The sequence below is a fragment of the Flavobacterium akiainvivens genome (assembly GCF_001278115.1).
GTDB lineage: Bacteria > Bacteroidota > Bacteroidia > Flavobacteriales > Flavobacteriaceae > Flavobacterium > Flavobacterium akiainvivens.
Genome location: NZ_LIYD01000005.1, coordinates 583353 through 605685 on the forward strand (window position 1 = coordinate 583353; position 22333 = coordinate 605685).

Annotated in this window: 20 protein-coding genes and 1 pseudogene; 10 read left to right on the forward strand and 11 right to left on the reverse strand. The window is 43.1% G+C overall.

Translation table 11 applies throughout. From position 1 onward, the window contains the following. Window positions 1–22: 22 nt before the first annotated feature. Window positions 23–1048: pseudogene (locus AM279_RS02605) on the forward strand (YifB family Mg chelatase-like AAA ATPase); the annotation flags it as partial. Between the two features lie 59 nt (window positions 1049–1107). Beyond that, complete coding sequence (locus tag AM279_RS02610) at window positions 1108–1338, forward strand: hypothetical protein (protein WP_054406106.1); 231 nt, start codon at window positions 1108–1110, stop codon at window positions 1336–1338. A gap of 83 nt (window positions 1339–1421) precedes the next feature. Here AM279_RS02610 and AM279_RS02615 read toward each other — a convergent pair whose 3' ends face one another. Next, window positions 1422–2513 (reverse strand): endonuclease, encoded by a 1092-nt coding sequence (locus AM279_RS02615; RefSeq protein ID WP_054406107.1) that lies wholly within the window; start codon window positions 2511–2513, stop codon window positions 1422–1424. Window positions 2514–2592: 79 nt separating this feature from the next. Beyond that, window positions 2593–3807, reverse strand: a complete 1215-nt coding sequence (locus tag AM279_RS02620; protein ID WP_054406108.1) for an RsmB/NOP family class I SAM-dependent RNA methyltransferase — start codon at window positions 3805–3807, stop codon at window positions 2593–2595. A gap of 83 nt (window positions 3808–3890) precedes the next feature. On the opposite strand from AM279_RS02620, the gene AM279_RS02625 reads away from it, so the two are divergent. Together AM279_RS02625 and AM279_RS02630 are read left to right on the forward strand one after the other, a co-directional pair. Continuing rightward, a complete protein-coding gene (locus tag AM279_RS02625) occupies window positions 3891–4403 on the forward strand; it encodes an O-acetyl-ADP-ribose deacetylase (protein ID WP_054406109.1) in 513 nt (170 codons plus the stop codon). Between the two features lie 3 nt (window positions 4404–4406). Then, on the forward strand, window positions 4407–5537 hold the full coding sequence (locus AM279_RS02630) for an XAC2610-related protein (RefSeq protein ID WP_054406110.1): 1131 nt from the start codon (window positions 4407–4409) through the stop codon (window positions 5535–5537). Between the two features lie 4 nt (window positions 5538–5541). Here AM279_RS02630 and AM279_RS02635 read toward each other — a convergent pair whose 3' ends face one another. Both AM279_RS02635 and AM279_RS02640 read right to left on the reverse strand, forming a co-directional pair. Then, entirely contained in the window at window positions 5542–5952 is a 411-nt protein-coding gene (locus AM279_RS02635) for a response regulator (RefSeq protein ID WP_054406111.1), read from the reverse strand. Beyond that, window positions 5949–7526 (reverse strand): sensor histidine kinase, encoded by a 1578-nt coding sequence (locus AM279_RS02640; protein ID WP_160316417.1) that lies wholly within the window; start codon window positions 7524–7526, stop codon window positions 5949–5951. Before AM279_RS02640 ends, AM279_RS02635 begins: the two co-directional genes overlap by 4 nt. Here AM279_RS02640 and AM279_RS20575 point away from each other — a divergent pair. After that, a complete protein-coding gene (locus AM279_RS20575; protein ID WP_160316418.1) occupies window positions 7495–7857 on the forward strand; it encodes a hypothetical protein in 363 nt (120 codons plus the stop codon). The genes AM279_RS02640 and AM279_RS20575 overlap by 32 nt on opposite strands. Before the next feature lie 171 nt (window positions 7858–8028). On the opposite strand, the gene AM279_RS02645 is transcribed toward AM279_RS20575, so the two are convergent. From AM279_RS02645 to AM279_RS02660, 4 genes are all read right to left on the reverse strand, one after another. Continuing rightward, a complete protein-coding gene (locus tag AM279_RS02645) occupies window positions 8029–8925 on the reverse strand; it encodes a bestrophin family protein (protein ID WP_054406113.1) in 897 nt (298 codons plus the stop codon). A gap of 179 nt (window positions 8926–9104) precedes the next feature. Then, complete coding sequence (locus AM279_RS02650; protein WP_054406114.1) at window positions 9105–9620, reverse strand: hypothetical protein; 516 nt, start codon at window positions 9618–9620, stop codon at window positions 9105–9107. Window positions 9621–9625: 5 nt separating this feature from the next. Next, window positions 9626–11821 carry a S9 family peptidase gene (locus AM279_RS02655; protein ID WP_054406115.1) on the reverse strand — a complete coding sequence of 732 codons (2196 nt, stop codon included), beginning with the start codon at window positions 11819–11821 and terminating at the stop codon, window positions 9626–9628. A 113-nt stretch (window positions 11822–11934) separates the two neighbouring features. Then, entirely contained in the window at window positions 11935–13164 is a 1230-nt protein-coding gene (locus AM279_RS02660; protein ID WP_054406116.1) for an aminotransferase class I/II-fold pyridoxal phosphate-dependent enzyme, read from the reverse strand. 160 nt (window positions 13165–13324) lie between these two features. Between AM279_RS02660 and AM279_RS02665 the strand changes: the two genes are divergently transcribed. The 4 genes from AM279_RS02665 to AM279_RS02680 all read left to right on the forward strand — a co-directional run bounded on the left by AM279_RS02665 (window position 13325) and on the right by AM279_RS02680 (window position 18302). After that, window positions 13325–13783: an Lrp/AsnC family transcriptional regulator gene (locus AM279_RS02665; RefSeq protein ID WP_054406117.1), complete on the forward strand. Its 459-nt coding sequence runs from the start codon at window positions 13325–13327 to the stop codon at window positions 13781–13783. A gap of 53 nt (window positions 13784–13836) precedes the next feature. After that, the gene (locus AM279_RS02670; protein WP_054406118.1) at window positions 13837–15462 is read left to right on the forward strand and encodes a carboxylesterase/lipase family protein; all 1626 of its coding nucleotides are present in this window, start codon (window positions 13837–13839) and stop codon (window positions 15460–15462) included. Between the two features lie 212 nt (window positions 15463–15674). Further along, window positions 15675–16109, forward strand: coding sequence for a response regulator (locus AM279_RS02675; RefSeq protein WP_054406119.1), 435 nt, complete (start codon window positions 15675–15677; stop codon window positions 16107–16109). Window positions 16110–16220: 111 nt separating this feature from the next. Then, window positions 16221–18302 carry a M1 family metallopeptidase gene (locus tag AM279_RS02680; protein ID WP_054406120.1) on the forward strand — a complete coding sequence of 694 codons (2082 nt, stop codon included), beginning with the start codon at window positions 16221–16223 and terminating at the stop codon, window positions 18300–18302. Here AM279_RS02680 and AM279_RS02685 read toward each other — a convergent pair whose 3' ends face one another. Genes AM279_RS02685 through AM279_RS02695 form a run of 3 tightly spaced genes read right to left on the reverse strand, consistent with a single transcriptional unit; the run spans window position 18303 to window position 21024 of the window. Then, a complete protein-coding gene (locus tag AM279_RS02685) occupies window positions 18303–18971 on the reverse strand; it encodes a lipocalin family protein (protein WP_054406121.1) in 669 nt (222 codons plus the stop codon). A gap of 12 nt (window positions 18972–18983) precedes the next feature. Beyond that, window positions 18984–20054, reverse strand: coding sequence for a hypothetical protein (locus AM279_RS02690; RefSeq protein ID WP_054406122.1), 1071 nt, complete (start codon window positions 20052–20054; stop codon window positions 18984–18986). Window positions 20055–20085: 31 nt separating this feature from the next. Continuing rightward, a complete protein-coding gene (locus AM279_RS02695) occupies window positions 20086–21024 on the reverse strand; it encodes an alpha/beta hydrolase family protein (RefSeq protein ID WP_054406123.1) in 939 nt (312 codons plus the stop codon). 105 nt (window positions 21025–21129) lie between these two features. Between AM279_RS02695 and AM279_RS02700 the strand changes: the two genes are divergently transcribed. After that, window positions 21130–22260: a vWA domain-containing protein gene (locus tag AM279_RS02700; protein ID WP_054406124.1), complete on the forward strand. Its 1131-nt coding sequence runs from the start codon at window positions 21130–21132 to the stop codon at window positions 22258–22260. The last annotated feature ends 73 nt before the right edge of the window (window positions 22261–22333 follow it).

A 22333-nucleotide genomic window follows, 5' to 3' on the forward strand; every position in this document is an offset into this window, starting at 1 on the left:
GTACAACAATTGATAAATTAGATTGATAAAACTTTCTAAATCTTTTTTTAAACTGTTGATTTTCAGTCTTACGATTGGAGTAGAGTTGGTGTGTTTCGATGTGAAGGGCCAGGAATCTATTAAACGCTGTATGGAGATAGCCGCAGCAGGAGGGCATAATATTATATTGATAGGCCCACCGGGGGCAGGTAAAACCATGCTGGCGAAGCGACTGCCCAGCATACTGCCACCCATGACACTACGTGAGGCGCTTGAAACTACTAAGATACATAGTGTGGCGGGTAAGATGAAAAACGTAGGGTTGCTTAATCAAAGGCCGTTTAGAAGTCCCCATCATACGGCTTCGTCTGTATCTCTTGTAGGGGGAGGAAGTTTTCCCCAGCCTGGGGAAATAAGTCTTGCACACAATGGCGTTCTTTTCCTTGACGAGTTACCCGAATTTAAACGTGAAGTGCTTGAGGTAATGCGCCAGCCGCTTGAGGATCGTGAGGTTACCATAAGCCGTGCCAAATTTACTATAACTTACCCGTCCAGCTTTATGCTTGTGGCAAGTATGAACCCGAGCCCGGGTGGTTATTTTAACGACCCCGATGCCCCTGTTACCACATCGCCACACGAAATGCAGCGCTATATGAGCAAGATTTCTGGTCCGTTATTAGACAGGATAGATATTCATATTGAAGTTACCCCCGTGCCGTTTGAAAAGCTGAGCGATACCCGTAATGCCGAAAGCAGCGTGGAAATCCGCAAGCGTGTTACTGCTGCCCGCGAAATACAAACCCAGCGCTTTGAGGAGTTTGAAAACGTGCACTACAATGCCCAGATGAATGTTAAGCAAATACGCAAGTACTGCGCGCTTGACGATGCTTCGCTGCAGCTGCTTAAAACCGCGATGGAACGCCTTAACCTTTCGGCACGTGCGTATGACCGTATTTTAAAAGTAGCCCGCACCATTGCTGACCTCGAAGCTTCTGAAAATGTGGCATCACACCATATTAGTGAAGCCATACAGTATAGAAGTTTAGATAGGGATGGCTGGCTTGGGTAAGAATTTGTTTCAAGTTTAAGGTTTCAGGTTCCTGAAATCTCTAATTAATACTATTAACTATGCTTAAAGAAGAACTACAACAACTGTTTGAGGCCATGCCTCAACTGGTAAAAGATAAACTACAGCCCGTAATGGATAACCTGTTGGAACGCGCCGCCGACCTTGATGCTGAGAAAAACAAAACCAGCGAGTATTATGAAGAGGAGCGCGAAGATATTATGAAGGAAGTACACAAGGTAAAATACCTTAACGACCAGTGGCAGATTATGAATGCCAGGAAAAATAATTAATGTAGCAATTGCGCTCAGGGGCTAAGTAGCTCAGCAGCTCTAAAAAACAAAACTCCCCTGCCATGGCAGGGGAGTTTTGTTTTTTAGTTCACTATTACTTTTTTAGTAGCGGTGCTTTCTCCGGCGGTAACCTTTAGCAGGTAAAAGCCATACGGCAGGTTGCTAAGCGTATAGCTCTGGTTAACGGCATTTGGCCTTGTTATTTTTTGAACCAGTTGCCCGTTAAGGTTTACAAGTTCAATTTCGGTAAGTTCAGTTTCGCTGTAAATGTTTACCTCGTGGTTAACCGATGGGTTAGGGTAAACGGCAAGCTGCGCTGCAAAAACATCATCAATTGCACCCAGATCCCAACGGTCTTCGGCTATAGGGCCGCCCCATATAAGGGTTGCCAGGTAAGGGTTATCTATAAATGGATTGCGGTTGCCCTGCCCAAACGGATTATTAGCGTTACCCAGGTAGGTATTGCGCTGGTCTTCAAAGTCAGATACCGGGTCTTCAGCATTCCACTGTAGCAGTATAAGCGGCATATTAGAATCTGTTGATACCGTTTCGCCCATAACAGCACCTGTAGGAAGGCACTGGTTACCATAATGCAGGTACATATACATAAGTATACGCGCAACATCGCCTTTCCACTCATCGCCGGGATACCATCCTGAACCTGAGTTTCCTGAATTTCCTGAACCTGTAGTGTACAATTTATTAGCCCTTGCGCCATTACGGTCTACATCGCAAGCCCTTAAGTGGTGTGCATCGGCACCGGGGCCAATCTGGCCAAGATCTGGTGTGCCAAGCGATTGCGGGTAAACGTGTTCGCGGTTCCACTCGCAGCTGTTACTACCACCATTGCTGTCTTTGTTTCGCCTTCGGTGCGTATCATCTGTAGATGCGCCAGCCGGGCAAATAGCTGAACTATAGCCGTAAAGAAGCAATACATTGGTGTGTGATGTATCTTCAGGGTCAAGGTCGGTATTTTTAAGCGCATTCCAAAGCCCGGGGGTATAGGTAAGCTCGTTTGTATGCGTGTTTGTTATTTTTGTAGCAAGCGCATTTTTTAGTGCAGTGCCGGCCTGCTCAAAATTAAAACCATCATAGTAAGGAGATGCAGGTGCACCATCTTGGGCTGTGGCTATAAATCCTGCGGCAAGCAGGGCAAGAGTGTATAATTGTTTCATCCAGAAATATTTTGGGACAGCAAATGTAACGACTTTGTAATGTAAAGTCGCATTAATTTAACTACACTTGTGTTAAATGTTATTTTTTTCGCTCCATCAGGGCCATGTAAAAGCCGTCGAACCCACTTTGATGCGCCAAAACTTTATTTTCTTTTACAAATGTAAATTCTTTCCCTATATCTGTAGAAAGGAAACGCTTAACCTGTTCCTCATTTTCCGATGGTAATACCGAGCAGGTGGCATACACGAGCTTGCCGCCCGGTTTTACTATTTTACTATAGTTTTCAAGTACTTCGGCTTGCGTTTTTCGGATGTTATCAATAAACTCAGGCTGTAGTTTCCACTTGCTGTCAGGGTTACGTTTTAAAACACCCAGGCCACTGCAAGGCGCGTCAATAAGAACACGGTCTGCCTTTTCGTGGAGTTTCTTAATAACTTTAGTAGAATCTATAATACGGTATTCAATGTTGAAAGCACTATCGCGCTTGGCGCGGATTTTTAGCTGTTTCAGCTTGCTTTCGTATAAATCCATGGCAATAAGCTGGCCCTTATTTTGCATAAGCGCAGCCATGTGCAGGGTTTTACCACCGGCACCGGCGCAGGTATCTACCACGCGCATGCCCGGCTCTACGTCAAGAAAACGGGCCACAAGCTGAGAAGAAGCATCCTGAACCTCAAACAATCCTTCTTTAAAAGCATCTGTAAGGAACACGTTAGCACGCTCTTTAAGTACCAATGCATCAGGGTATTCTTTAAGAACCTCAGTTTCTATATTCAAATCAAAAAGAATGGCACGAAGCTTTTCTTTAGTGGTTTTAAGTGTGTTTACACGAAGGATAACCTTAGCCTGTTCGTTTTGTGCTGCAATTTCTTTTTCCCACACCTTTTCGCCAAGTTCGGCAACGCCTATCTCGTCCATCCAGTCCGGTATAGATTCACGATATTTGCGAGTCTTGCTTAACTCATCAAAACGGCCTTTAATACGGCGAATGGGGGTTTCTTCAAAATACTTCCAGTCAGGCAGTTGTATTCCTCGCAATACGGCCCAAACAGCAAAAATGCGCCACAGGTTATCGCGGTCATACGGTTCTTTAACTTCGGCAATTTCGGCATAAAGGCGTTTCCACCGTACAATTTCATAGATGGTTTCGGCCACAAATTTGCGGTCTGCACTGCCCCAGCGTTTATCTTTTTTTAGCGCAAGCGCCACAACCTTATCGGCATACTGGCCTTCGTTAAAAATAAAATTTAGCGAGTCTATAACCGTAAAGCATAAATTCCTGTGTAGTCTCATTGTAAAAAATTGAGGTGCAAAGGTATAATTTTTATGCGGATGTTTTGTAACAGATTTTACGGCTTATAGATTACCTTTAGCCTATGGAAAAGATTTATGTTATAAAAGGTGATATTACTAAGGTTGAGGCCGATGCTATTGTAAATGCGGCTAATAGCTCACTCCTTGGCGGCGGCGGGGTAGACGGTGCCATACACAGGGCAGGGGGCAAGGCTATTCTTGATGCATGTGTGGCCATTCGCAACAGGCAGGGCAAATGCAAAACGGGAGAGGCGGTAATTACCACTGCCGGAAACCTTCCGGCTACTTACGTTATCCATACCGTTGGGCCCGTGTGGAATGGCGGTACCAAAGGCGAACCCCAACTGCTAACCAACGCTTATACTAACAGCCTGAAACTGGCGATTGAAAACGGGGTTAAAACCATTGCCTTCCCTAATATTAGTACGGGTATTTACGGTTACCCGAAAGACCTGGCAGCACAGGTTGCGGTTCAGGCTGTAAAAGATTTTCTGTCTGCCGATACTACTATTAAACAGGTAACGTTTGTATGTTTTGATGATGAAAATTACCATCTTTACAACCACCTGCTATAACCTATGAAAATCCTGCTCCTCCTTCTTTTTGCAAGCTGTGCATTTGCACAGGATTGTACCTACACTAACCTTTCAAAACAGCTTGATTTTACGGTAAAAGCAAAGCGGTTTGAGTATGCTAATACTTCAGATTCAGTTGATGTTGACGTAACTGTAATCATTAAAAAAGGGGGCAGGAAAAGCAATGTACATTTTGGTACGCATTCTTTTTACGATGATTCTTATGCACAATGCGGCAATGTAAGGTCTTATACAACCGGGGTTAATAAAGATAAAGAAACACTTAATAATGATTATGGCGACCTTATAGTAGCTGATTTTAATTTTGACGGCAGCGATGATTTTGCCCTTAAGTATGACGGATGGAGCAACAGCGGCCCCGGGTATAATTTTTACCTGCAACAAAAGGATGGCAGTTTTATAAAAGACGATTACCTGAGTGAAAAAGTGTTTTATTGTCCGGAATCTGTTGATGCGTCTAAAAAAGAACTGACCGTTAGCGCCATATCGGGGGCTGTGGGCATGAACCGGCGTACGTACAGGTATGACGATAAAAATAAATCATGGGGCATATCACGTTATGAAAGGGCACGAGGGCACAATTTTACTGAACTTTCTAACAACCTTGATTTTTGGATGGCAATATCTGAAGTTGAGCAAAACGGTAATAAAGACTCGGTATATGTAAATGTTTGTGTTTATGACAAAAAGGAAAATTTTTTGCAGGCAATTGATATAGCTACTGATTTTTATATGATGCCATTAGAGTATTTTGGCGAAGGCCGGTCTTATACCACAGGTTTTAATAAAGATAAAGAGGTTATGGACAACGATTATGGCAATATTATAGTGGCCGACCTCAACTTTGACGGACTTGAAGACCTTGCCATAAAACGCGAGCAGGGTGGTAATGGTGGGCCTATGTATAATTTTTACTTTCAGGATAAAACAGGGCGTTTTATTATTAATCAGTTTTTAAGCACCTCAATGGGGTATTTCCCTTATAAAATTATAACGGAAGAAAAAACCTTGGTAGCAAAGGTGCGGTTAAATACCTATGAGTCTGAAGATATTTATTATCAGTATACTGCCCCTCCCAAAGGGGATGGCTGGCGAAAACTGAACCCGAAATAATGCGCTACAGATCCTGTTTTAAATTGTAACGTGCCATAACCTCGTCAACCGTTTCTTTTGTAAGCGGTTTTGGGGCAAACCCTGCAAACAGGCCGTCAATTTTGGTTTGCATTTCGGGGGTGGCAGTTTCAAATGTGCCCAGCATTACCATAATCAGTGTATCGAGGCTGTTTTGTTCCAGTTTCCTGAAAGCTTCAAGAAAATCCCAGCCACTCATTCCGGGCATATTGATATCGAGGAAAATAATATCAGGAAATGCACCCTGGTTGCCTGAGAGGTATTCTAAACCGTCTTCGGCCGAGTCTTTAACTATTACCTCAATAGTATCGCTGTGTTTTTTTACAACCCGTGCATGAAAAAGGTTGTCAATCTTATTGTCATCAATAAGCATAATTGTGTGTGTAGTGTTGGTCATGCTTTAAACTTTAAAATTGTGAATATAAATATACTGCCTTTTCCCGGTTCTGACTCTACCCAAATGCGGCCGCCGTGCATTTCTGCAATTTTTTTACAATTGGCCAGCCCTATGCCGTGGCCGGCAAACTTTTCTTCGGCGTGTAGCTTCTGGAAAATATTAAATATTTTTTCGCGGTGTTCCGGGGCAATGCCTATGCCGTTATCTGCTACTTTAAACTGATAATATCCCTCTATAGATGTAGCCGATATGCTTACAACCGGAGGCCTTTCCTTGCTTTTAAATTTAATGGCGTTATTAACCAGGTTTTGTAACAGCTGCCTTAATTCAAGCGCATAGGCATACAGTTTAGGCAGTGTGCCTTCAATCAGTACCGTTGCGTTATTTTCTTTTATGAGCCCCTGCAGGTCTTCTACTACATGGTTTGTAACCTCGTGGGTATCTACTGCCGACATTTTCCTGTTTTGTCCAAGCTTGCCAAAATCAAGTAAGGAGCGTACTAAAGTGCGCATGCGGTTTACGGCATTATTTATAGACTGCAGGTGTTCTTTAATTTCGCCCCTTATAACATAAGGATAATCTTCTTCAAGCAGCATAATGTAATTAGATACCGTGCGCAAAGGTTCCTGTAAATCATGCGATGATATGTAGTTAAACTGCTCCAGCTCTTCGTTTTTATGCTGAAGTTCTGTTAGCTGTGTTTTTATAAGTTCTTCGTTAGCCCTGCGCTGGGTAATATCTTTTATAAAGGAAAGTATTGAGTATGTATCGCGGCTAAGGTTTAGTGGGGTTAATGTTATTTCTATGGGGAATTCTGTACCATCTTTTTTTACTGATATGATTTCGTCATGAAACCCAACCTGCCGGGTTTGCGGGTCGGCAAAAAGGGCTGTGCGGCGTTCCATCCATGCATCCCGCGAAATCCCGGGAACCAAAATCCCCACGCTTTTACCTAACAGTTCGTGTTTGGTATATCCAAATACTTTTTCGGCTTCATGATTAACCTCTTGTATAAGTCCGTTTTTATCGGTCATTAAAATGGCGTATGGCGATGCCTGAACAATATACCTGAAATTGTTGGTTGCCCTGTTTGCTTTTGCGTTAGCTTTATTGAGAGTACGTGCCACAATGGTTATAAGAACAAGGCTGGTAAGGCAAAAAGTGAGTAACAGCAACGCAAGGCCAAGTTCAACACCTATAATGCCTTTTCGGTAAAAATGCAGCCTTAAATAGCACACAACAGATACGGCTATAAGCATAGATATGAATAGCCTGCGGGCCATTAAATTGCCTATGCGGTCTCCCGTAAAAATACCGGTAAGCCCTTTGGTAGGGTTTAGTAATGATGACGCAATACTAAAAAGGAAAAGCGCTACCGCTGAGTAGACCGACATAGGGGTAAAAGACATATGGTAAAATTCCGGAACATGCAGTAAGTGACCTATTAGCGCCACAGAAGTTATAAGTGTTACAGCATGAAAAGTGCACTGCATATAAATGGGCTTAATACCATCATGAATGAACAGTAAACCAATGCCCGATATGATGAAAGTAGCTGCTGTTATGGGAGACATACCCATAACAAGCGGTATATGTATTTCTGTAAACCATTTTATTAATACGGCAATGCTTATGCAAATTACTATAGCAGTGGCTATGCGTGAGGTAAGCTTTGTTGATTTTGTGTTGGATAAATGCAATAGTAATGATGTGCCGATAAATACAAAGCATAGTGCGGCGTCTAAGGCTATGGGTAAGGGAAAAGCTTTTTCAGATTTGATAATATGGCATTCTGCCAATATGAAATATATAATTACAACAAGTCCAAGCAAGGTCACGGCAATACCGGAGAATGCAATAAATAGCGTGTATTTGCTTTTAAGAGGAGACATAATTTGCAATTAAATATCTAAAAAATAAATAATGAAATAAAAATTTAATTTTATTATTAAATTACAAATATAATAATGACTTATTTAGGAACTTCTTAATGTTTAGTTATAATATGTGTGCATATAAAAATACAAGCCTCCATTTTAACTAAATGAAGGCTTATAGTTTAATTAACGTTCAAATTTACATACTGTAAAAGCTGTCCCGTTGTATTGGTGCAGGAACACTTTCTTCGCCCAATAGCTGGCGCAGGTTAATTTCTATGCTGCGGGCAATGGTGGTTACGTTAGTATCGCTTGGCCTGTTGCGGAATGGATCCTGAAGGTGGTAAGCCGTTTTTTCAAGTAAAAAGAATAGCATTGAGAGTAGCATGAGCAGCGGTATTTCATAATATACCAGCACACCTTTAAGGCCTATAGAAAGTATGACCACAAACAGGTAAATGGTAAGGTGCAGGTACAGCCTGTAAGTGGTAGGGAATACTGTATTATTGATACGCTCTGCCATGCCCATGTTATCTGAAAAGCGAATGAATATATTGTTAAACTGTACATGCATAAAATCAGAAATATGGCCTTTTTTATGGAGGTCGCTTATTTGATGCACGTTTTGTTGCAGTATACCCAGTGCTTTATTATTGTGTTTTTTAAGTTCGGCAATATCCTGTTCTGTAAGCAGGTTTTCGCAGCCTTCAAGTGGTTCCTGGCCTCGTAGTGAACGCCCCAGCACATAGTTCCATGCTATTTGGCGATAGGTCATGGTTTTAATTTGAGGGTTAAGTTCCGGGTTGGTTAAAAAAGCCTGCATTTGCAGTACATAGCTGCGAGAATCGTTTACTATAGCGCCCCATATCTTGCGGGCTTCCCACCAGCGGTCATAGCTCTGGCTCATTTTAAACGACAATAGTACCGATATGGCCGTACCTAAAAACGTAGCTATGGTAAGGGGCATATCGGGCAGGTAGTAGTAAAACTGCTCAGTTAGCAGGTGTATTATTATGCCCAGTATAAATACTATAAGCATCTCATACTTTATAGTACCAAAGATGTACCTAAAGGGCAGGCGGTTTTCTATAAGCATAAACAGTTAGTTGTGAATTGTGGTTTAAAAGTAGGTATTGTTTTAATTTGATGCAAGAGTTTAACAAACCTGTAAGAACTCTTTTATAAAATTAATAATAGCACAACTATTGTGATATAAAAAAAGGACATATTCAATATGTCCTTTTTAGAGTATTGTAATTCTGATTTTTAACTTATTTATGGTTTATCCTGTAAACGCCAGCTGTGCAATACAATAGATATAATAACATCATTCCACATTTCATATCCTACAATTTTAGGATACACAGGTATTATGCTGGTGTCTATCCATTCATCATGTCCTACAATATACATTGCAGCGTTGTAAGCGAGGTATTTGCCAAAAGGGTTTTTTACAGATAATAACATTTGCTCATGGCCTTTACCGTCTTCTTTTACAGATTGTTTAAACTCAATGCTTATAGTGCGTTCCGGAAACTTTATTTCTTTTACGGTTTTCATTGAGAATATGGTGTCGGCTTTTATTTCGGCTTCTACAAAAACTTTTTCACCCGGATATATTTGTAACACTTTTTCGGCAGGCAGGTAGGCTGATTTTTCTACATCCATCTCGTAAAACTGGTCGTTGTCTACAGCCAGCTTAAGCGTAAAAGCTTCGCGATTGGGTAAATCGTTTTGTGCAAACGCCATTAAGCCAAGCAACATAAAGGTTGTAATGAGGAGATTTTTCATGCAGTTTATGGTTTTAGATATGTATCAAAATAATCGGCAATTTTCTGGTTCAGGTGGTAACGGTCCCTGCCGCGCACGTTATGCTCGTGTGTAGGGTACAGGAAGTAGTCTACCTGTTTGCCGGCCTGTATGCACGCTTGTATAAACTGCATGCTGTGCTGCTGTACCACCACATTATCCTGTGCACCGTGTATTACCAGCAGGTGGCCTTTCAGCTTTTTGGCCTTGTCTATAATATTGTTGCTTTTGTAGCCTTCGGGATTTTCCTGTGGCGTATCCATGTAGCGCTCGCCATACATAATTTCATAGTACTGCCAGTCGCACACCGGGCCGCCTGCCACACCTACTTTAAAGGTGTCGGCCTGGTCCAGCATTAATGATGAGGTCATAAAACCACCAAAGCTCCAGCCGTAAACACCAATACGTGCGGTATCTACAAAACTTTTGCTTTTCAGGAACTCAACGCCCTTCATCTGGTCGGCCATTTCATTAACGCCCAGGTTACGGTGAATCACGTGCTCAAAATCACGACCTCGGGCATCGCTGCCTCGGTTATCAAGCGTAAACACCACATAGCCTTTTTGTGCCATATAATAGTCAAACAGGCCACCGCCGCCCAGCCATTCGTTAGTAACCAGCTGTGCATGGGGGCCGCCATAAACATATACCATTACCGGGTATTTTTTAGAGGCATCAAAGTTGGCAGGGTATATAATACGCCCGTTAAGAGGGGTTTTGCCATCGGCGGCTGTAAGGGTAACCAGCTCCATTTTTGGGAGTACGGTTTTACCGGTATATGGGTTTTCAGCTTTAAACAGGTTGGTGGCCTTGCCGTTTTTAACGCTGATGATGTTTACATCGTTAGGGGTAGTAGTGTTGCTAAAGCTGTCGAGTATAAGCATACCGTCTGTACTTACAATAGCATCGTGCGTACCCGAACCTGTTGTTACCTGCACGGTCTTGCCGCTTTTCAGTTCTGTTTTATACAACTGCCTGTCAAGGCCGTTATTGGCAGTACCTGTGTAAAAGAAGTTTTTGGCCTCTTTATCAAAGCCTATAAAGTTTGTAACCACTACATCTTTAAAACCAAGTTTTTTAATCAGCTTGCCATCAGTGTTGTAATGATAAAATTGCTCATAGCCGTCTTTTTCGCTGCGATATAAAAACTCGTTGTTTTTACCGGGAATAAACGTTAGCCCATGAAGCGGTTCTACATAAGTGGTAGCGGTTTCTTCAAAAAGTGTCTTAACGAAATTGCCGGTTGTGGCATCATATTTATTAAGCCACAGGTGGTTTTGCCCGCGGTTTAGTACACCTACAAATACAAACTTACTGTCTGGCGACCAGGTAACGCTGGTTAGGTATTGTTCTTTATCGCCTTCTGTTTTAAGGGTTACGTTTGTGTTGTTTGCAAGGTTGTATACTACAAGGGTAACCTCTTCGCTTTTCATGCCCGCCATAGGGTACTTGATTTCCTTATCGGCAGCAATGCGTTCGCCCCACTGCACCAAAGGATAATCAGCTACCATGGTTTCATCTTTGTGATAGTATAGCAGGCTGTTGCTGTCCGGGCTCCACCACATACCGCGGTCTATGCCAAACTCCTGGCGGTGCACGTAGTCACTGCCGTTTACTATGGCTTTATCGGTGTCGTTGGTAATCGGCTTATGATCAATTCTCAAACCGCCACCGGTTGTTGCAGATTCCTGTACAAGCTTTATGTTGTTATCTTTAGTATATACTAAATCAGTTCCTTTCGGAGATATAAAATGCTGCCCACCGTCTAAAAATGATAATGCACTTGTAACCGCTTTCTTGTCTACATCATATAACACGGCGGTTGCCACTTTTTCGCCATCAACATTAAATTGTATTGTGCTTTTGTCTTTCCAGGCATAGTCTGTGGGAAATGTTGAAAGGCTTATTTTTTCACCTAACACCTCATTTAGTGCCTTAGTCAGTTCGGCTTTTGTAACCAACACCTTTTCTGCCCATTGTCCGTCTTCGCTCCGTGCCATAAGGTTTTGATAAGTAGCATCAAGGTAGGTTAGGGTGTGGGTATCGGGCCTCCACTGTGGGGCGGTAAGGCTTTTTACTGCAAAATCCTGGTACTGGCCGTAAGTGGCCTGCTGTATATTTAGGTTTTGTTGTGCTGTGGCAGCCATTCCCGCCAGGAGGAACAGCCCAAGTATTTTTTTCATTTTAAGGTTTTTTATGCAATGCGCAAGTTAAGAAACAATTTACAACGGCTGCCAATAAAAAGTCCGCTGCACAAAATTTTGCGTAGCGGACAGGCAATCAGAGTTAGTTAAATTTAAAGTGTAGACAAAGCTTCTTTTAAAATGCCCAAATCCTGCATACAGGTGCGCATCATTTTATACGTTCGCCTTATATCGTTATCAAGCCCAATAGAAAAACGGATAAGCCCATTGCTTAATCCCATTTCTTTTTGCTCATCCATGGGTATTTCGCTTGATGTTGAGGTGCCCGGCGCGCTGAACAGCGTTTTGTAAAATCCAAGGCTCACGGCAAGGTAACCCAGGTTGCGGTGCTGCATAAGTTCCATAAGTTCGTTTGCCTTATCAAGGCTGCCCACATCTACTGTCATCATACCGCCAAAGCCATACTCAGGGTTAATCATGCCTTTGTAAAGGTTGTGGCTTGGGTGGCTCTCAAGCCCCGGATATACCACCTTAAGGCCGTCCTGCTCAAAGCGCTCGGCAAGGTATTGTGCGTTGTAGCTGTGCTGCTTCATACGGATATGCAGTGTGCGCAGGTTCTTTAATATACTGGCAGAACGCAGGCTGTCCATAGTGGGACCCAAAAGCATGGCTGCACCGTTGTTTACATTGCGCAGGTCGTCTATAAACAGCTGTGTGCCGCATACTACACCACCCACCGTATCGCTGCTGCCGTTTATAAATTTGGTAAGGCTGTGTATTACCACATCGGCGCCCATTTTTGCAGGTGAAACCGATAAGGGTGAGAATGTATTGTCTACCACCAGCTTCAGGTTGTGTTTTTTTGCAATTTTAGCAAGTGCTTCAATATCGGCCACTTCAAGTAGCGGGTTGCTTACGGTTTCGCAGTACAATACTGTTGTTTTAGGGGTAATGGCAGCTTCTACAACATCAGCCTTTGTAATATCAACAAAAGTGGTAGTAATGCCCAGTCCCGGTAAAAAGTTTTTCATAAAGGCATAGGTACCACCATAAATGGTACGTGCCGAAACTATATGCCCGCCGCCCATGCACAGTTGCAGTAAAACGGTAGTAATGGCCCCCATGCCTGATGCACATACGTTGGCCGCCTCGGTACCTTCCATAGCGGCAAGTGCCTGACCCAGATATAAATTCATGGGCGATGAGTGGCGGCTGTACAGATAGCAGCCCTCGGCATTACCCTCAAAGGTATCAAACATGGTTTTGGCCGAAAGAAACGTATAAGTAGAAGAATCAGATATAGATGGATTTACCCCGCCAAATTCGCCAAAATATTGCAGGTCTTGTATATTGTCGGCAGGGGAGAACGGTTTATGGTTCATGTTTTTATAGTTTTTTGTTCTATTACAAAGTGACGAATGATTGTGTTATTAATCAACTATAATGTTTTCGAATAGATTTATAATCTGTAATTTTGAATGTTTTTAGATTTTTATTCATATTAATGTTAGCTAAAAACTAATTTTCCGAAAAAATTTCATTATGACATTAGATGCTACCGATAAAAAACTGCTGCTGTTTTTGCAGGAAGACAGCACCCAAACCACCAAGGCGCTTTCGCTTAAGCTGGGATTATCTGTTACGGCAGTTTATGAGCGTATTAAAAAGCTGGAGCGCGAAGGGGTTATACACAAATATGTAGCTATAGTAGACCGCAAAAAGGTAAACCGTGGCTTTGTGGTGTTTTGCCACCTCAAACTGGTGCAGCATACTAAAGAATACCTCACAAAATTTGAAAAGGAAGTTACGCGGCTTGATGAGGTACTGGAATGCTACCACGTAAGCGGCGATTATGACTACATCCTTAAAATTTATGTTGCCGATATGGAAGCCTACCGCGAATTTATGGTAACCAAGCTTACCACGCTTCAGCATATAGGCAGTACACACAGCACGTTTATGATAGGCGAGGTTAAGAATACAAATATTATTGCGTTATAGTGAAGCAATAAATATTATCGCTACATTTGTTTACAACCAAATAACGTTTTCGTATGAAACTTAAACTACTTGCCATTGCGTTTTGCGTGGCTTCTATAACCTATGCCCAGGCCCCGCAGGCCAAAGTAGAGCAGGGCACCCTTGAGGGTATAACATTGCCTTCGGGTATAAAAAATTACAGGGGCATCCCGTTTGCGCAGCCACCGGTGGGTAATTTGCGCTGGAAAGCCCCACAACCGCCTAAAAGCTGGAGCGGCATCCGTAAGGCCGATGCTTTTGGCAACAATGCCATGCAAAAGCCGGTTTTTGGTGATATGAGTTTCCGTGCACCAAATATGAGCGAAGACTGCCTGTATCTTAACGTTTGGACTCCCGCTAAAAAAACAGGCGAAAAGCTGCCTGTACTGGTGTATTTTTACGGAGGCGGATTTATTGCCGGAGATGGTTCTGAAAACCGCTACGATGGCGAAAGCCTGGCTGAAAAAGGTATTGTTACCGTAACGTTAAACTACAGGCTGGGTATTTTTGGGTTCTTTTCGCATCCTGAATTAACGGTAGAATCGCCCAACCATGCTTCGGGCAACTACGGTTTGTTAGACCAGAATGCTGCCCTGCTGTGGGTAAGGAAAAACATTGCGGCCTTTGGCGGCGACCCTAATAAAATAACCATTGCAGGCGAATCTGCGGGGAGTATATCGGTAAGTGCGCAAATGGCATCGCCGCTAAGCAAAAACCTTATTGCGGGCGCTATAGGGCAGAGTGGGGCTATGATAAACCCAACGCTTGATGCCATACCCATGGCCGACCATGAAAAGCATGGTATTGAGTTCGCCGGCAAGGTTAAGGCCGGTTCGTTAGCAGCGCTGCGTGCCATACCTGCCGAGCAACTGCTGGATGAAGCCAGTAAATGGGGGGCTTTTAATACCAAGGCCGTTGTAGACGGATATTTTTTGCCAAAACTGCCATCAGAAATATTTGCGGCAGGGGAGCAGGCAAAAGTGCCGTTGCTTGCCGGGTGGACATCGGCTGAGATACCTTATGGCGCTTTTATGCAGGGGCAATTTCCCAACCCGGAAAACTATGTTGCCCGTGTTAAGGCACAATATGGCGAACAGGCAGGTGAGGTTTTAAAGTTGTATCCCGGCACAACACAAGAAGAGGTAATTAAATCGGCTACAGCCTTGGCCAGCGATAATTTTATTGTTTACAGCACCTGGAAATGGCTTGAGCTGCACCGTAAGACTTCAAATACACCTGTGTATGCCTATATCTTCAGCAGGCCGCGCCCGCCTATGGTAGCCGAAATGGGTAATGCTAAAAGCGGCCTTGCAGGTGGGGTTATTAAAGACGATGGTACTAAACCTGAAAATGCACTACCCGATAACATGACGGGGGCAGCCCACGCCAGCGATATTGAATACCTGTTAGGTAACCTGAAAAGCAATACGGTTTTTGACTGGACTGCAGATGACTATAAAGCATCTGAAACAGGGGAAGACTATTTTGCCAATTTTATAAAGACCGGAAACCCTAATGGTAAGGGTTTGGTGCAATGGCCCGAAAGCAAGCCTAAAGATGCCGAAATGACCATAATGAAACTGGATAAAACTGTAAAATCTTATAAGGAACCCCATAGGAATCGTTATCTTTTTTTAGATAAAAAATTCTTAAAAAAGTAAGTAAAATAAGGTGTTTTAAAAAAAGCTGCATAGTTAATATGCAGCTTTTTTTACGTTATAACACTCATTAAGAGATTATTATATATATTCGTAATATTGATTTTAGTAAAATATTATAATTATTTTTGTAAAATCTTTATGATACGGTTTTCCGTAGATATAGTATATTTGAGGCTGAGAGTGACCTGCGTTTAGACCAAAACATCAATATTATGAACAAAAAAGGGGACATTATTATCGTTGAGGACGACCCGGACGACTGGGAAATCCTGCTCGAAGTTTTTGAGCATGTTCTTGACGGTGAAGGTTATGATAACCGTGTGGTGATTTTTGAAGAGGCACCCATGGCTATTGATTACTTAAAGGAATGTGAAACAGAACCGTACATTATTTTTTCTGACATCAATATGCCGTTTATGGACGGCTTTGAACTTAGGGAACAAATTGCAAACGACCCTGACCTGAAAGATTTATTTGTACCGTTTGTTTTTCTTTCTACGGCTGATGAAGAAGACTATGAAGCAAAATCTATTGCTGTAGGGGCACAGGGGCATTATGTGAAGCCTGCTGACCTTGAAAAGTATAAGGTGCTGATTAGCGAAATTTTAAAACAATGGAGCGACAGCCCAACTGAAGCGCCTAAATAGCATTAGTAATTGTTTTTTCAGTATGGCCCCGCTTTTTGCGGGGCTGTTTTTTTATTTACCCTGCCCATAAAAATATAATTCATTAGCTTTGATATTAAATAATCCCTGCTAATGAGAGTTGTTTTCTTTTTTCTTTTGCTTACGGCCGGTGCCGCTACAGCACAGCAATACAAACAGGTTGATTTTAAAACCCTATCGGCTGCTATAGCGTTTGACGTTCCTGCAAAAAAGGTTCTGGGTACCGCAACCTATGAATTTGAGGTGCTTGAAAAAACAGATACCATATACATTGATGCCCAAAATATGGAGTTTGCCAATGTGCGACTTAATGGTAAAAAGAAAACCGGATGGCTTGCTACAAATAAACAACTTAAGCTTTTTAAGGGTTTTAAGAAGGGCAAAAATACCCTTACGCTTAGTTATACCGTCCAGCCCAAACAGGCGCTTTACTTTGTAAAAGACGGTACAGACGACCAGATATGGACACAGGGGCAGGGCAAGTATACCAGCCACTGGCTGCCCAGTTTTGACGATGTAAATGAAAAGCTGATATTTAAGTTATCGGTCAAATACCAGCATGGTTATACGGTTTTGGCTAATGGAAAACTTAAGGCTAAAACGGGCAATAACGATGGTACACAAACCTGGCTTTATGAGATGGATAAACCCATGAGCAGCTACCTGGCCATGCTGAGTATAGGCAGGTTTACCGAGCAGCAGGAAACATCATCATCGGGTACACCAATGGCGTTTTATATCCGTAAGGAAGATTCGCTTAAAATGGAGCCTACTTACCGCTACAGCCGCAGGATATTTGATTTTTTAGAACGCGAAACCGGTTATGCCTACCCGTGGGGGGTGTACCGCCAGGTGCCTGCGTTAGACTTTTTATATGGCGGTATGGAGAATACTACCTCAACTATTTTTAGCCAGGATTATGTGGTAGATTCAATTGGGTTTAATGACCGTACATACATAAACGTAAACGCCCACGAGCTGGCGCACCAGTGGTTTGGCGACCTTATTACGGCCCAAAGTAGTACCCATCACTGGTTGCAGGAGGGGTTTGCTACCTACTATGCCCTGCTTGCCGAGCAGGATTTGTATGGCGATGACCATTTTTACTACGAGCTGTATGAAATGGCCGAACGCCTGCAACAGGCATCCAAGCGTGATACTATTGCTATTATGAATGAGAAGGCCAGCACGCTTACCTTTTACCAAAAGGGTGCGTGGGCGCTGCACGTGCTGCGCGAAGGCGTGGGCATTGACAACTTTAGAAAGGCAGTAAAAAGTTACCTTGAAAAATATGCCTTTAAAAACGTGGTTACCGATGAATTTTTGGCCGAAATAAAGGCGGTTGCACCTGATTATGATACTGAAGGTTTTAAAAAGCGCTGGCTGCAAAGCGGTACGTTTGAAGTGCAGGAGGCACTCGAACTGCTTAGTAAAAACAAATTTATGCAGCAGTACCTAGCCCTGGGAGACCTTGATAATAAGGCTTTTGCCGAAAATAAAGAGCAGTATCTGGAACTCATGAAATCTGATGTGTATTTTCCTGTAAAGGAAGAAATTTTGTATCAGTGTTCAGATGTGCCGTATGCCGATAAGGCCGAGATTATAGCTATTGCCATGAACAGCGGCGATGTAAAGCTAAGGCAGTCTGTGGCGCGAACCGTTACTAAAATACCTGCTGAATTTGAGGCGCAGTATTGGTCGCTGCTGGATGATAAATCATATATCACACAGGAAATTGTGCTGAATGTGCTGTACAAAAACTTCCCGAAAAGGCGAACAGAACTGCTGGATAAAACAAAAAATTTAACCGGGTTTAATGATATGAATTTAAGGATACTATGGCTTACCCTGGCTTATGTAACCCCCGGCTATAATGAGGCTGAAAAACCAGAATTTTATGCCCGCCTGCAGGAATTTGCAACGCCTAAGTATGAAAGCACCGTGCGCACCAACGCTTTTGCCAACCTGCTTTACATAGGCAAAGCCGACCCCATTGTGTGGGAAAACCTCGTGAATGCTACGCTGCATTATAAGTGGCAGTTTGTAAAATATGCAAAAGATAAACTAAGGGAACTGCTTAAAAAGCCGGGTTACCGCGAGCATTTTGAAGGCCTGCTGCCGCAGCTTAAAGCGCCTGAAAGGGCGAAGTTGCAGCAGTTGCTTGATGAAAAGTAATTAGCGGCTGAATACAAATCCGGTTTTAGCCGTGTTCATGTGCAGCTCAAGGGTGTTGCTGTTAGCAATTACAACCTTCCATTGCTTGGCGCCGCTGGCTGATGTTGCAATTATAGTATTTGTCTTGGCGTCAAAATACCAAAAGCCGGTTTCGTTTATTTGCCCTACGGTTACGGTATAGGTATTATCTGGCCTGAAGTCTATAAAATTATTGGCGGGGGCGGGTTGCAGGTCTTCGTCATCAGGGTCAAGGCGGGTACCCTCAAATTTCCATTTGTGCATAATGTTGGCAGGGTTGCTAAAACTGTCATTACGTTTAAAGGTCATTATAAGCTCTTTCTGCCTTACTTTCATTTTATGGGGTTCAAGCGATAATATCTCTAATGTACCTGATATTTTACCCTCGTTTGTAGTGGCGGTTATTGTGTTACCTGTTAGCTTCCAGATGCCTTTTTCGGTACTGGTAAGCAGCTTGGCTTCATAATAATTATCCGGATAAAAAACAAAGGTGTAGCCTTTCATATAACCTTCAACCCTTGCTTTTTTTTCTTTATCTACCCCCATATCGTCGGCAAAGGCTTCAAATTCCCAGGTACCGAACAGGCTGTCCCTAACCTGGGCATTTATACTAAATGTAATAAGCAGCAGTAGTGTGAAATAATGTTTCATGTTGTTTGTTGTTTATTGGATGGCTTGTATGTCGGTATCGTTAAAATTGTTTTGCCAAAAAGCCTCATCGGTTATGGCCTGCCTTTTAGTCGATTTCCAGTCGGGCACCAAAGTGCGTATGTCATTGTTTATTATCATGAATTCACGGCGCAGGGCGGTTTCACATTCTTTACGGGGTATTTTATTCCATTTGTAAAACAAGCCTCCTGAAGTTGTTTTAGCTATGTAATAATATTCCAGCCACAGGCGGCCTGTGCCGTCATAATACACAATAGGTACAAGGGCCTTGTCCCTGTTTGGGCTCAACAATATGTAGCGTTTGTTATCGTGATATTTTTCTTCAAACCGCTTATTGCAGGTAAAAGGCTTTGTGCGGTGCAGTTGTGCCCAAAGGCTGTCGGCAGCAGGGGTAAACCAGGTAAGGGCTTTCTCGTCGCGGGCTTCTTCGCGCATCCATGCCACGTGTAAGGTATAATTTTCTATTATTAAAGGCTTACCAAGATAAGGGATACGGTATTTTGCCCTGTGGGTATTTTTATCTGTAGCAATGGCTAAAGGGTTGTCTTTTTTGCCTTCCCAAAAATCCTTTATGTATTTAAAGTATTCAATGTTTACCAGGGCATCAAAAAGGTAAATGTCCTGAGCTTCAGAAAGGTTTGCTGCATGCAGGGTAACTGATTTATCTTTATCAAAATACCACTTACCTTCATATTTCATGCCCCAAAGCATGTAGCCGTAATAATGTATGGTATCGGTTTTTCTACGCTCATATTCCATCCGGCTTCCACCACTAAACCTATCCATAAATTTATAATGCTCTGAATCTACCCTGTCAACAAAAAAAGCAATGAAGCGTGTGGTGTCGGCATTGTGTATACACTTAAAAGCCTGTTTGGCAACAACAGTATGCTCTAAATCCTGCTGGGCATATTCAAGTACAGGGATCGTATTATTGTAGCTGTTTTGCACCTCTTTCCATTGTTTTTCAGTAGGCAGCTGCCTGGTTTTATATTTTGGGTTTTCAACCTGCCGTTGTGCAACGGCAAGCAGCGGTGCCAGGAGTATGAGGAGGATAAGGCGCATAGAAATAGTAGGTTATGTATTTCAAATATAGCTATTTTTTGAGAAATGCAGTAACATCCTGCGCCCACTGTTGTTTGTGGGTGGTTAAAAAATCATGCCCGGCCTGAGTATACACTTTTAGGGTTTTAGTGCCCGCAAGGTTGGTAAAAATGGCATCAGTTTCAGCCCGGGAAACACGGTTATCATTTGCGCCATAGGCCAGCAGTGTGGGGCATTTTACAGCCTTGGCGTATTCCTGCGGGTTGTGCCCAAACGCCCAGAAACCGTTCTCTACACCGCCCCAAAACGTAAGCAGCCCTGCCATGGGGAATTTAGGTATGCCCATCAGCTCAAAACGGGCGCAAACAGTGGTGTACATAGCGCCAAACGGGCAGCCTATCATAATGGCTTTTGGGTTTATATTATAGGTATCAATGGCCTTTAAAATAGCTGCGGCACCCATGCTGTTGCCGCACAGGTAAATGTTTTGTTCGCCCTTATTTTTAATGTATTCAAAGCAGGTTTTAACCTGTTCAGCCTCTTTAAAGCCTATTGTGGTCTGGTTGCCTTCGCTGCCGCCGGAGCCCATAAAATCTACCAGCAGCGTGTTGTAGCCCAGGTTGTGGAAGATATCACTTTGTTCAATCAGTTTTGATTTGTTACCCTGGTAGCCGTGAAAAAGCAGCATGGTGCCCTTAGCATTTTCAGCCTTTACATACCAGCACTCAATCTTCTTGTTGCTTTGCAAGGGAATGGTTTCAAAGGGTTGGGAGGGCTTTATGTCGTTTTCAGGGCGTGGGGCATCTACACCTGTAAATACTATTTTTAGCTTTTGCAAGGGTGTAAGGCTGTCGGCTTTAGTACGTGGTGCGGCTGTTTCTGAAAAATGTGTGAATTTATAAGCATGAAAGGCCGCTATTACGTTCATTAGTATGAAAATAACCAGGAGTATGCGAGCAATGCGCTTCAGATATTTTTTGTGAGGTTTCATACCTACAAGTTTACTAAATAAAGCCTTACAATGATAATTTTAACTTTAACAAAAAATGTTACAGTTAGTGGTACAGTTTTGCCGTTTATGCCTTAATTTTATGGTATGGAAACAAGCAGGAGAAAAGGATTTATATTCACAAAATATGAGGCGCCACACCAATCGCCGTTTGACAAGCTGTTTGAGATTTTTACCGAGCTTATTACCCACACTTCGGGTGATTTTGACGAGGCCATAGACTGGCTGCGCCAGCTTGATAAAGAATATGAGCTTACCACGCCACAATATACCATTGACGATTTTATTGAAGACCTGAAGAAAAAGGGTTACATACGTGAGGAAATCCGCAATGGTGATGGCGACGGAGAGGGCAACGGCATACGCCTTAGCTCTAAAATGGAGCAGAACATACGTCAGCAGGCGCTGAAGCAGATATTTAGCAATCTTAAAAAAAGCGGCAGCGGCAACCACAGCACCAAGCACAGCGGGGCAGGAGAGGAGCACACAGGCGAGTTTAGGGAGTTTCGTTTTGGCGATGCGTTAGAAAAGATTTCGCTTACGGAAAGCCTCAAGAACGCGCAGGTAAACCATGGCGTAAATGCCTTTAACCTTACCGAAGACGACCTGGTGGTGGAAGACAGCCATTTTAAGGCGCAAATGAGCACCGTGCTTATGATAGACATCAGCCACAGCATGATACTTTATGGCGAAGACCGCATTACACCCGCCAAAAAGGTAGCCATGGCGCTGGCCGAGCTCATTACTACACGCTACCCTAAAGACACGCTCGATATACTGGTGTTTGGCAACGATGCCTGGCCTATTGCCATTAAAGATTTGCCGTACCTACAGGTAGGGCCGTACCATACCAATACGGTTGCCGGCTTACAACTGGCTATGGATTTGCTGCGCCGCAAGCGCAATACCAACAAGCAGATTTTTATGATTACCGATGGCAAGCCCAGCTGCATCCGCGAAAGCGATGGCTCTTACTACATGAACAGCTACGGCCTTGACGATTATATTACCGAGAAGTGCTATAACATGGCGGCACAGGCCCGCAAGCTTCATATACCCATTACCACCTTTATGATTGCCCAGGACAGCTACCTGCAACGCTTTGTGCGTGAGTTTACACAGGCCAACCAGGGCAAGGCGTTTTACACCGGGCTCAAGGGCTTGGGTGAGATGATTTTTGAGGATTATGAGGCGAACAGGAAAAAGAGGGTAAAATAGATTTTTGGAATTTTAGATACGAGATAATAGATGATAGACGAAAGAGTGAAACTGACGTTACAACTTTCGATAT

Bases quoted from the DNA above. Each gene is read 5' to 3' on its own strand.
- AM279_RS02610 (WP_054406106.1), top strand. From the start codon at position 1,108: ATGCTTAAAGAAGAACTACAACAACTGTTTGAGGCCATGCCTCAACTG.
- AM279_RS02615 (WP_054406107.1), bottom strand. From the start codon at position 2,513: ATGAAACAATTATACACTCTTGCCCTGCTTGCCGCAGGATTTATAGCC.
- AM279_RS02620 (WP_054406108.1), bottom strand. From the start codon at position 3,807: ATGAGACTACACAGGAATTTATGCTTTACGGTTATAGACTCGCTAAAT.
- AM279_RS02625 (WP_054406109.1), top strand. From the start codon at position 3,891: ATGGAAAAGATTTATGTTATAAAAGGTGATATTACTAAGGTTGAGGCC.
- AM279_RS02630 (WP_054406110.1), top strand. From the start codon at position 4,407: ATGAAAATCCTGCTCCTCCTTCTTTTTGCAAGCTGTGCATTTGCACAG.
- AM279_RS02635 (WP_054406111.1), bottom strand. From the start codon at position 5,952: ATGACCAACACTACACACACAATTATGCTTATTGATGACAATAAGATT.
- AM279_RS20575 (WP_160316418.1), top strand. From the start codon at position 7,495: ATGATGAAAGTAGCTGCTGTTATGGGAGACATACCCATAACAAGCGGT.
- AM279_RS02640 (WP_160316417.1), bottom strand. From the start codon at position 7,526: ATGTCTCCCATAACAGCAGCTACTTTCATCATATCGGGCATTGGTTTA.
- AM279_RS02645 (WP_054406113.1), bottom strand. From the start codon at position 8,925: ATGCTTATAGAAAACCGCCTGCCCTTTAGGTACATCTTTGGTACTATA.
- AM279_RS02650 (WP_054406114.1), bottom strand. From the start codon at position 9,620: ATGAAAAATCTCCTCATTACAACCTTTATGTTGCTTGGCTTAATGGCG.
- AM279_RS02655 (WP_054406115.1), bottom strand. From the start codon at position 11,821: ATGAAAAAAATACTTGGGCTGTTCCTCCTGGCGGGAATGGCTGCCACA.
- AM279_RS02660 (WP_054406116.1), bottom strand. From the start codon at position 13,164: ATGAACCATAAACCGTTCTCCCCTGCCGACAATATACAAGACCTGCAA.
- AM279_RS02665 (WP_054406117.1), top strand. From the start codon at position 13,325: ATGACATTAGATGCTACCGATAAAAAACTGCTGCTGTTTTTGCAGGAA.
- AM279_RS02670 (WP_054406118.1), top strand. From the start codon at position 13,837: ATGAAACTTAAACTACTTGCCATTGCGTTTTGCGTGGCTTCTATAACC.
- AM279_RS02675 (WP_054406119.1), top strand. From the start codon at position 15,675: ATGAACAAAAAAGGGGACATTATTATCGTTGAGGACGACCCGGACGAC.
- AM279_RS02680 (WP_054406120.1), top strand. From the start codon at position 16,221: ATGAGAGTTGTTTTCTTTTTTCTTTTGCTTACGGCCGGTGCCGCTACA.
- AM279_RS02685 (WP_054406121.1), bottom strand. From the start codon at position 18,971: ATGAAACATTATTTCACACTACTGCTGCTTATTACATTTAGTATAAAT.
- AM279_RS02690 (WP_054406122.1), bottom strand. From the start codon at position 20,054: ATGCGCCTTATCCTCCTCATACTCCTGGCACCGCTGCTTGCCGTTGCA.
- AM279_RS02695 (WP_054406123.1), bottom strand. From the start codon at position 21,024: ATGAAACCTCACAAAAAATATCTGAAGCGCATTGCTCGCATACTCCTG.
- AM279_RS02700 (WP_054406124.1), top strand. From the start codon at position 21,130: ATGGAAACAAGCAGGAGAAAAGGATTTATATTCACAAAATATGAGGCG.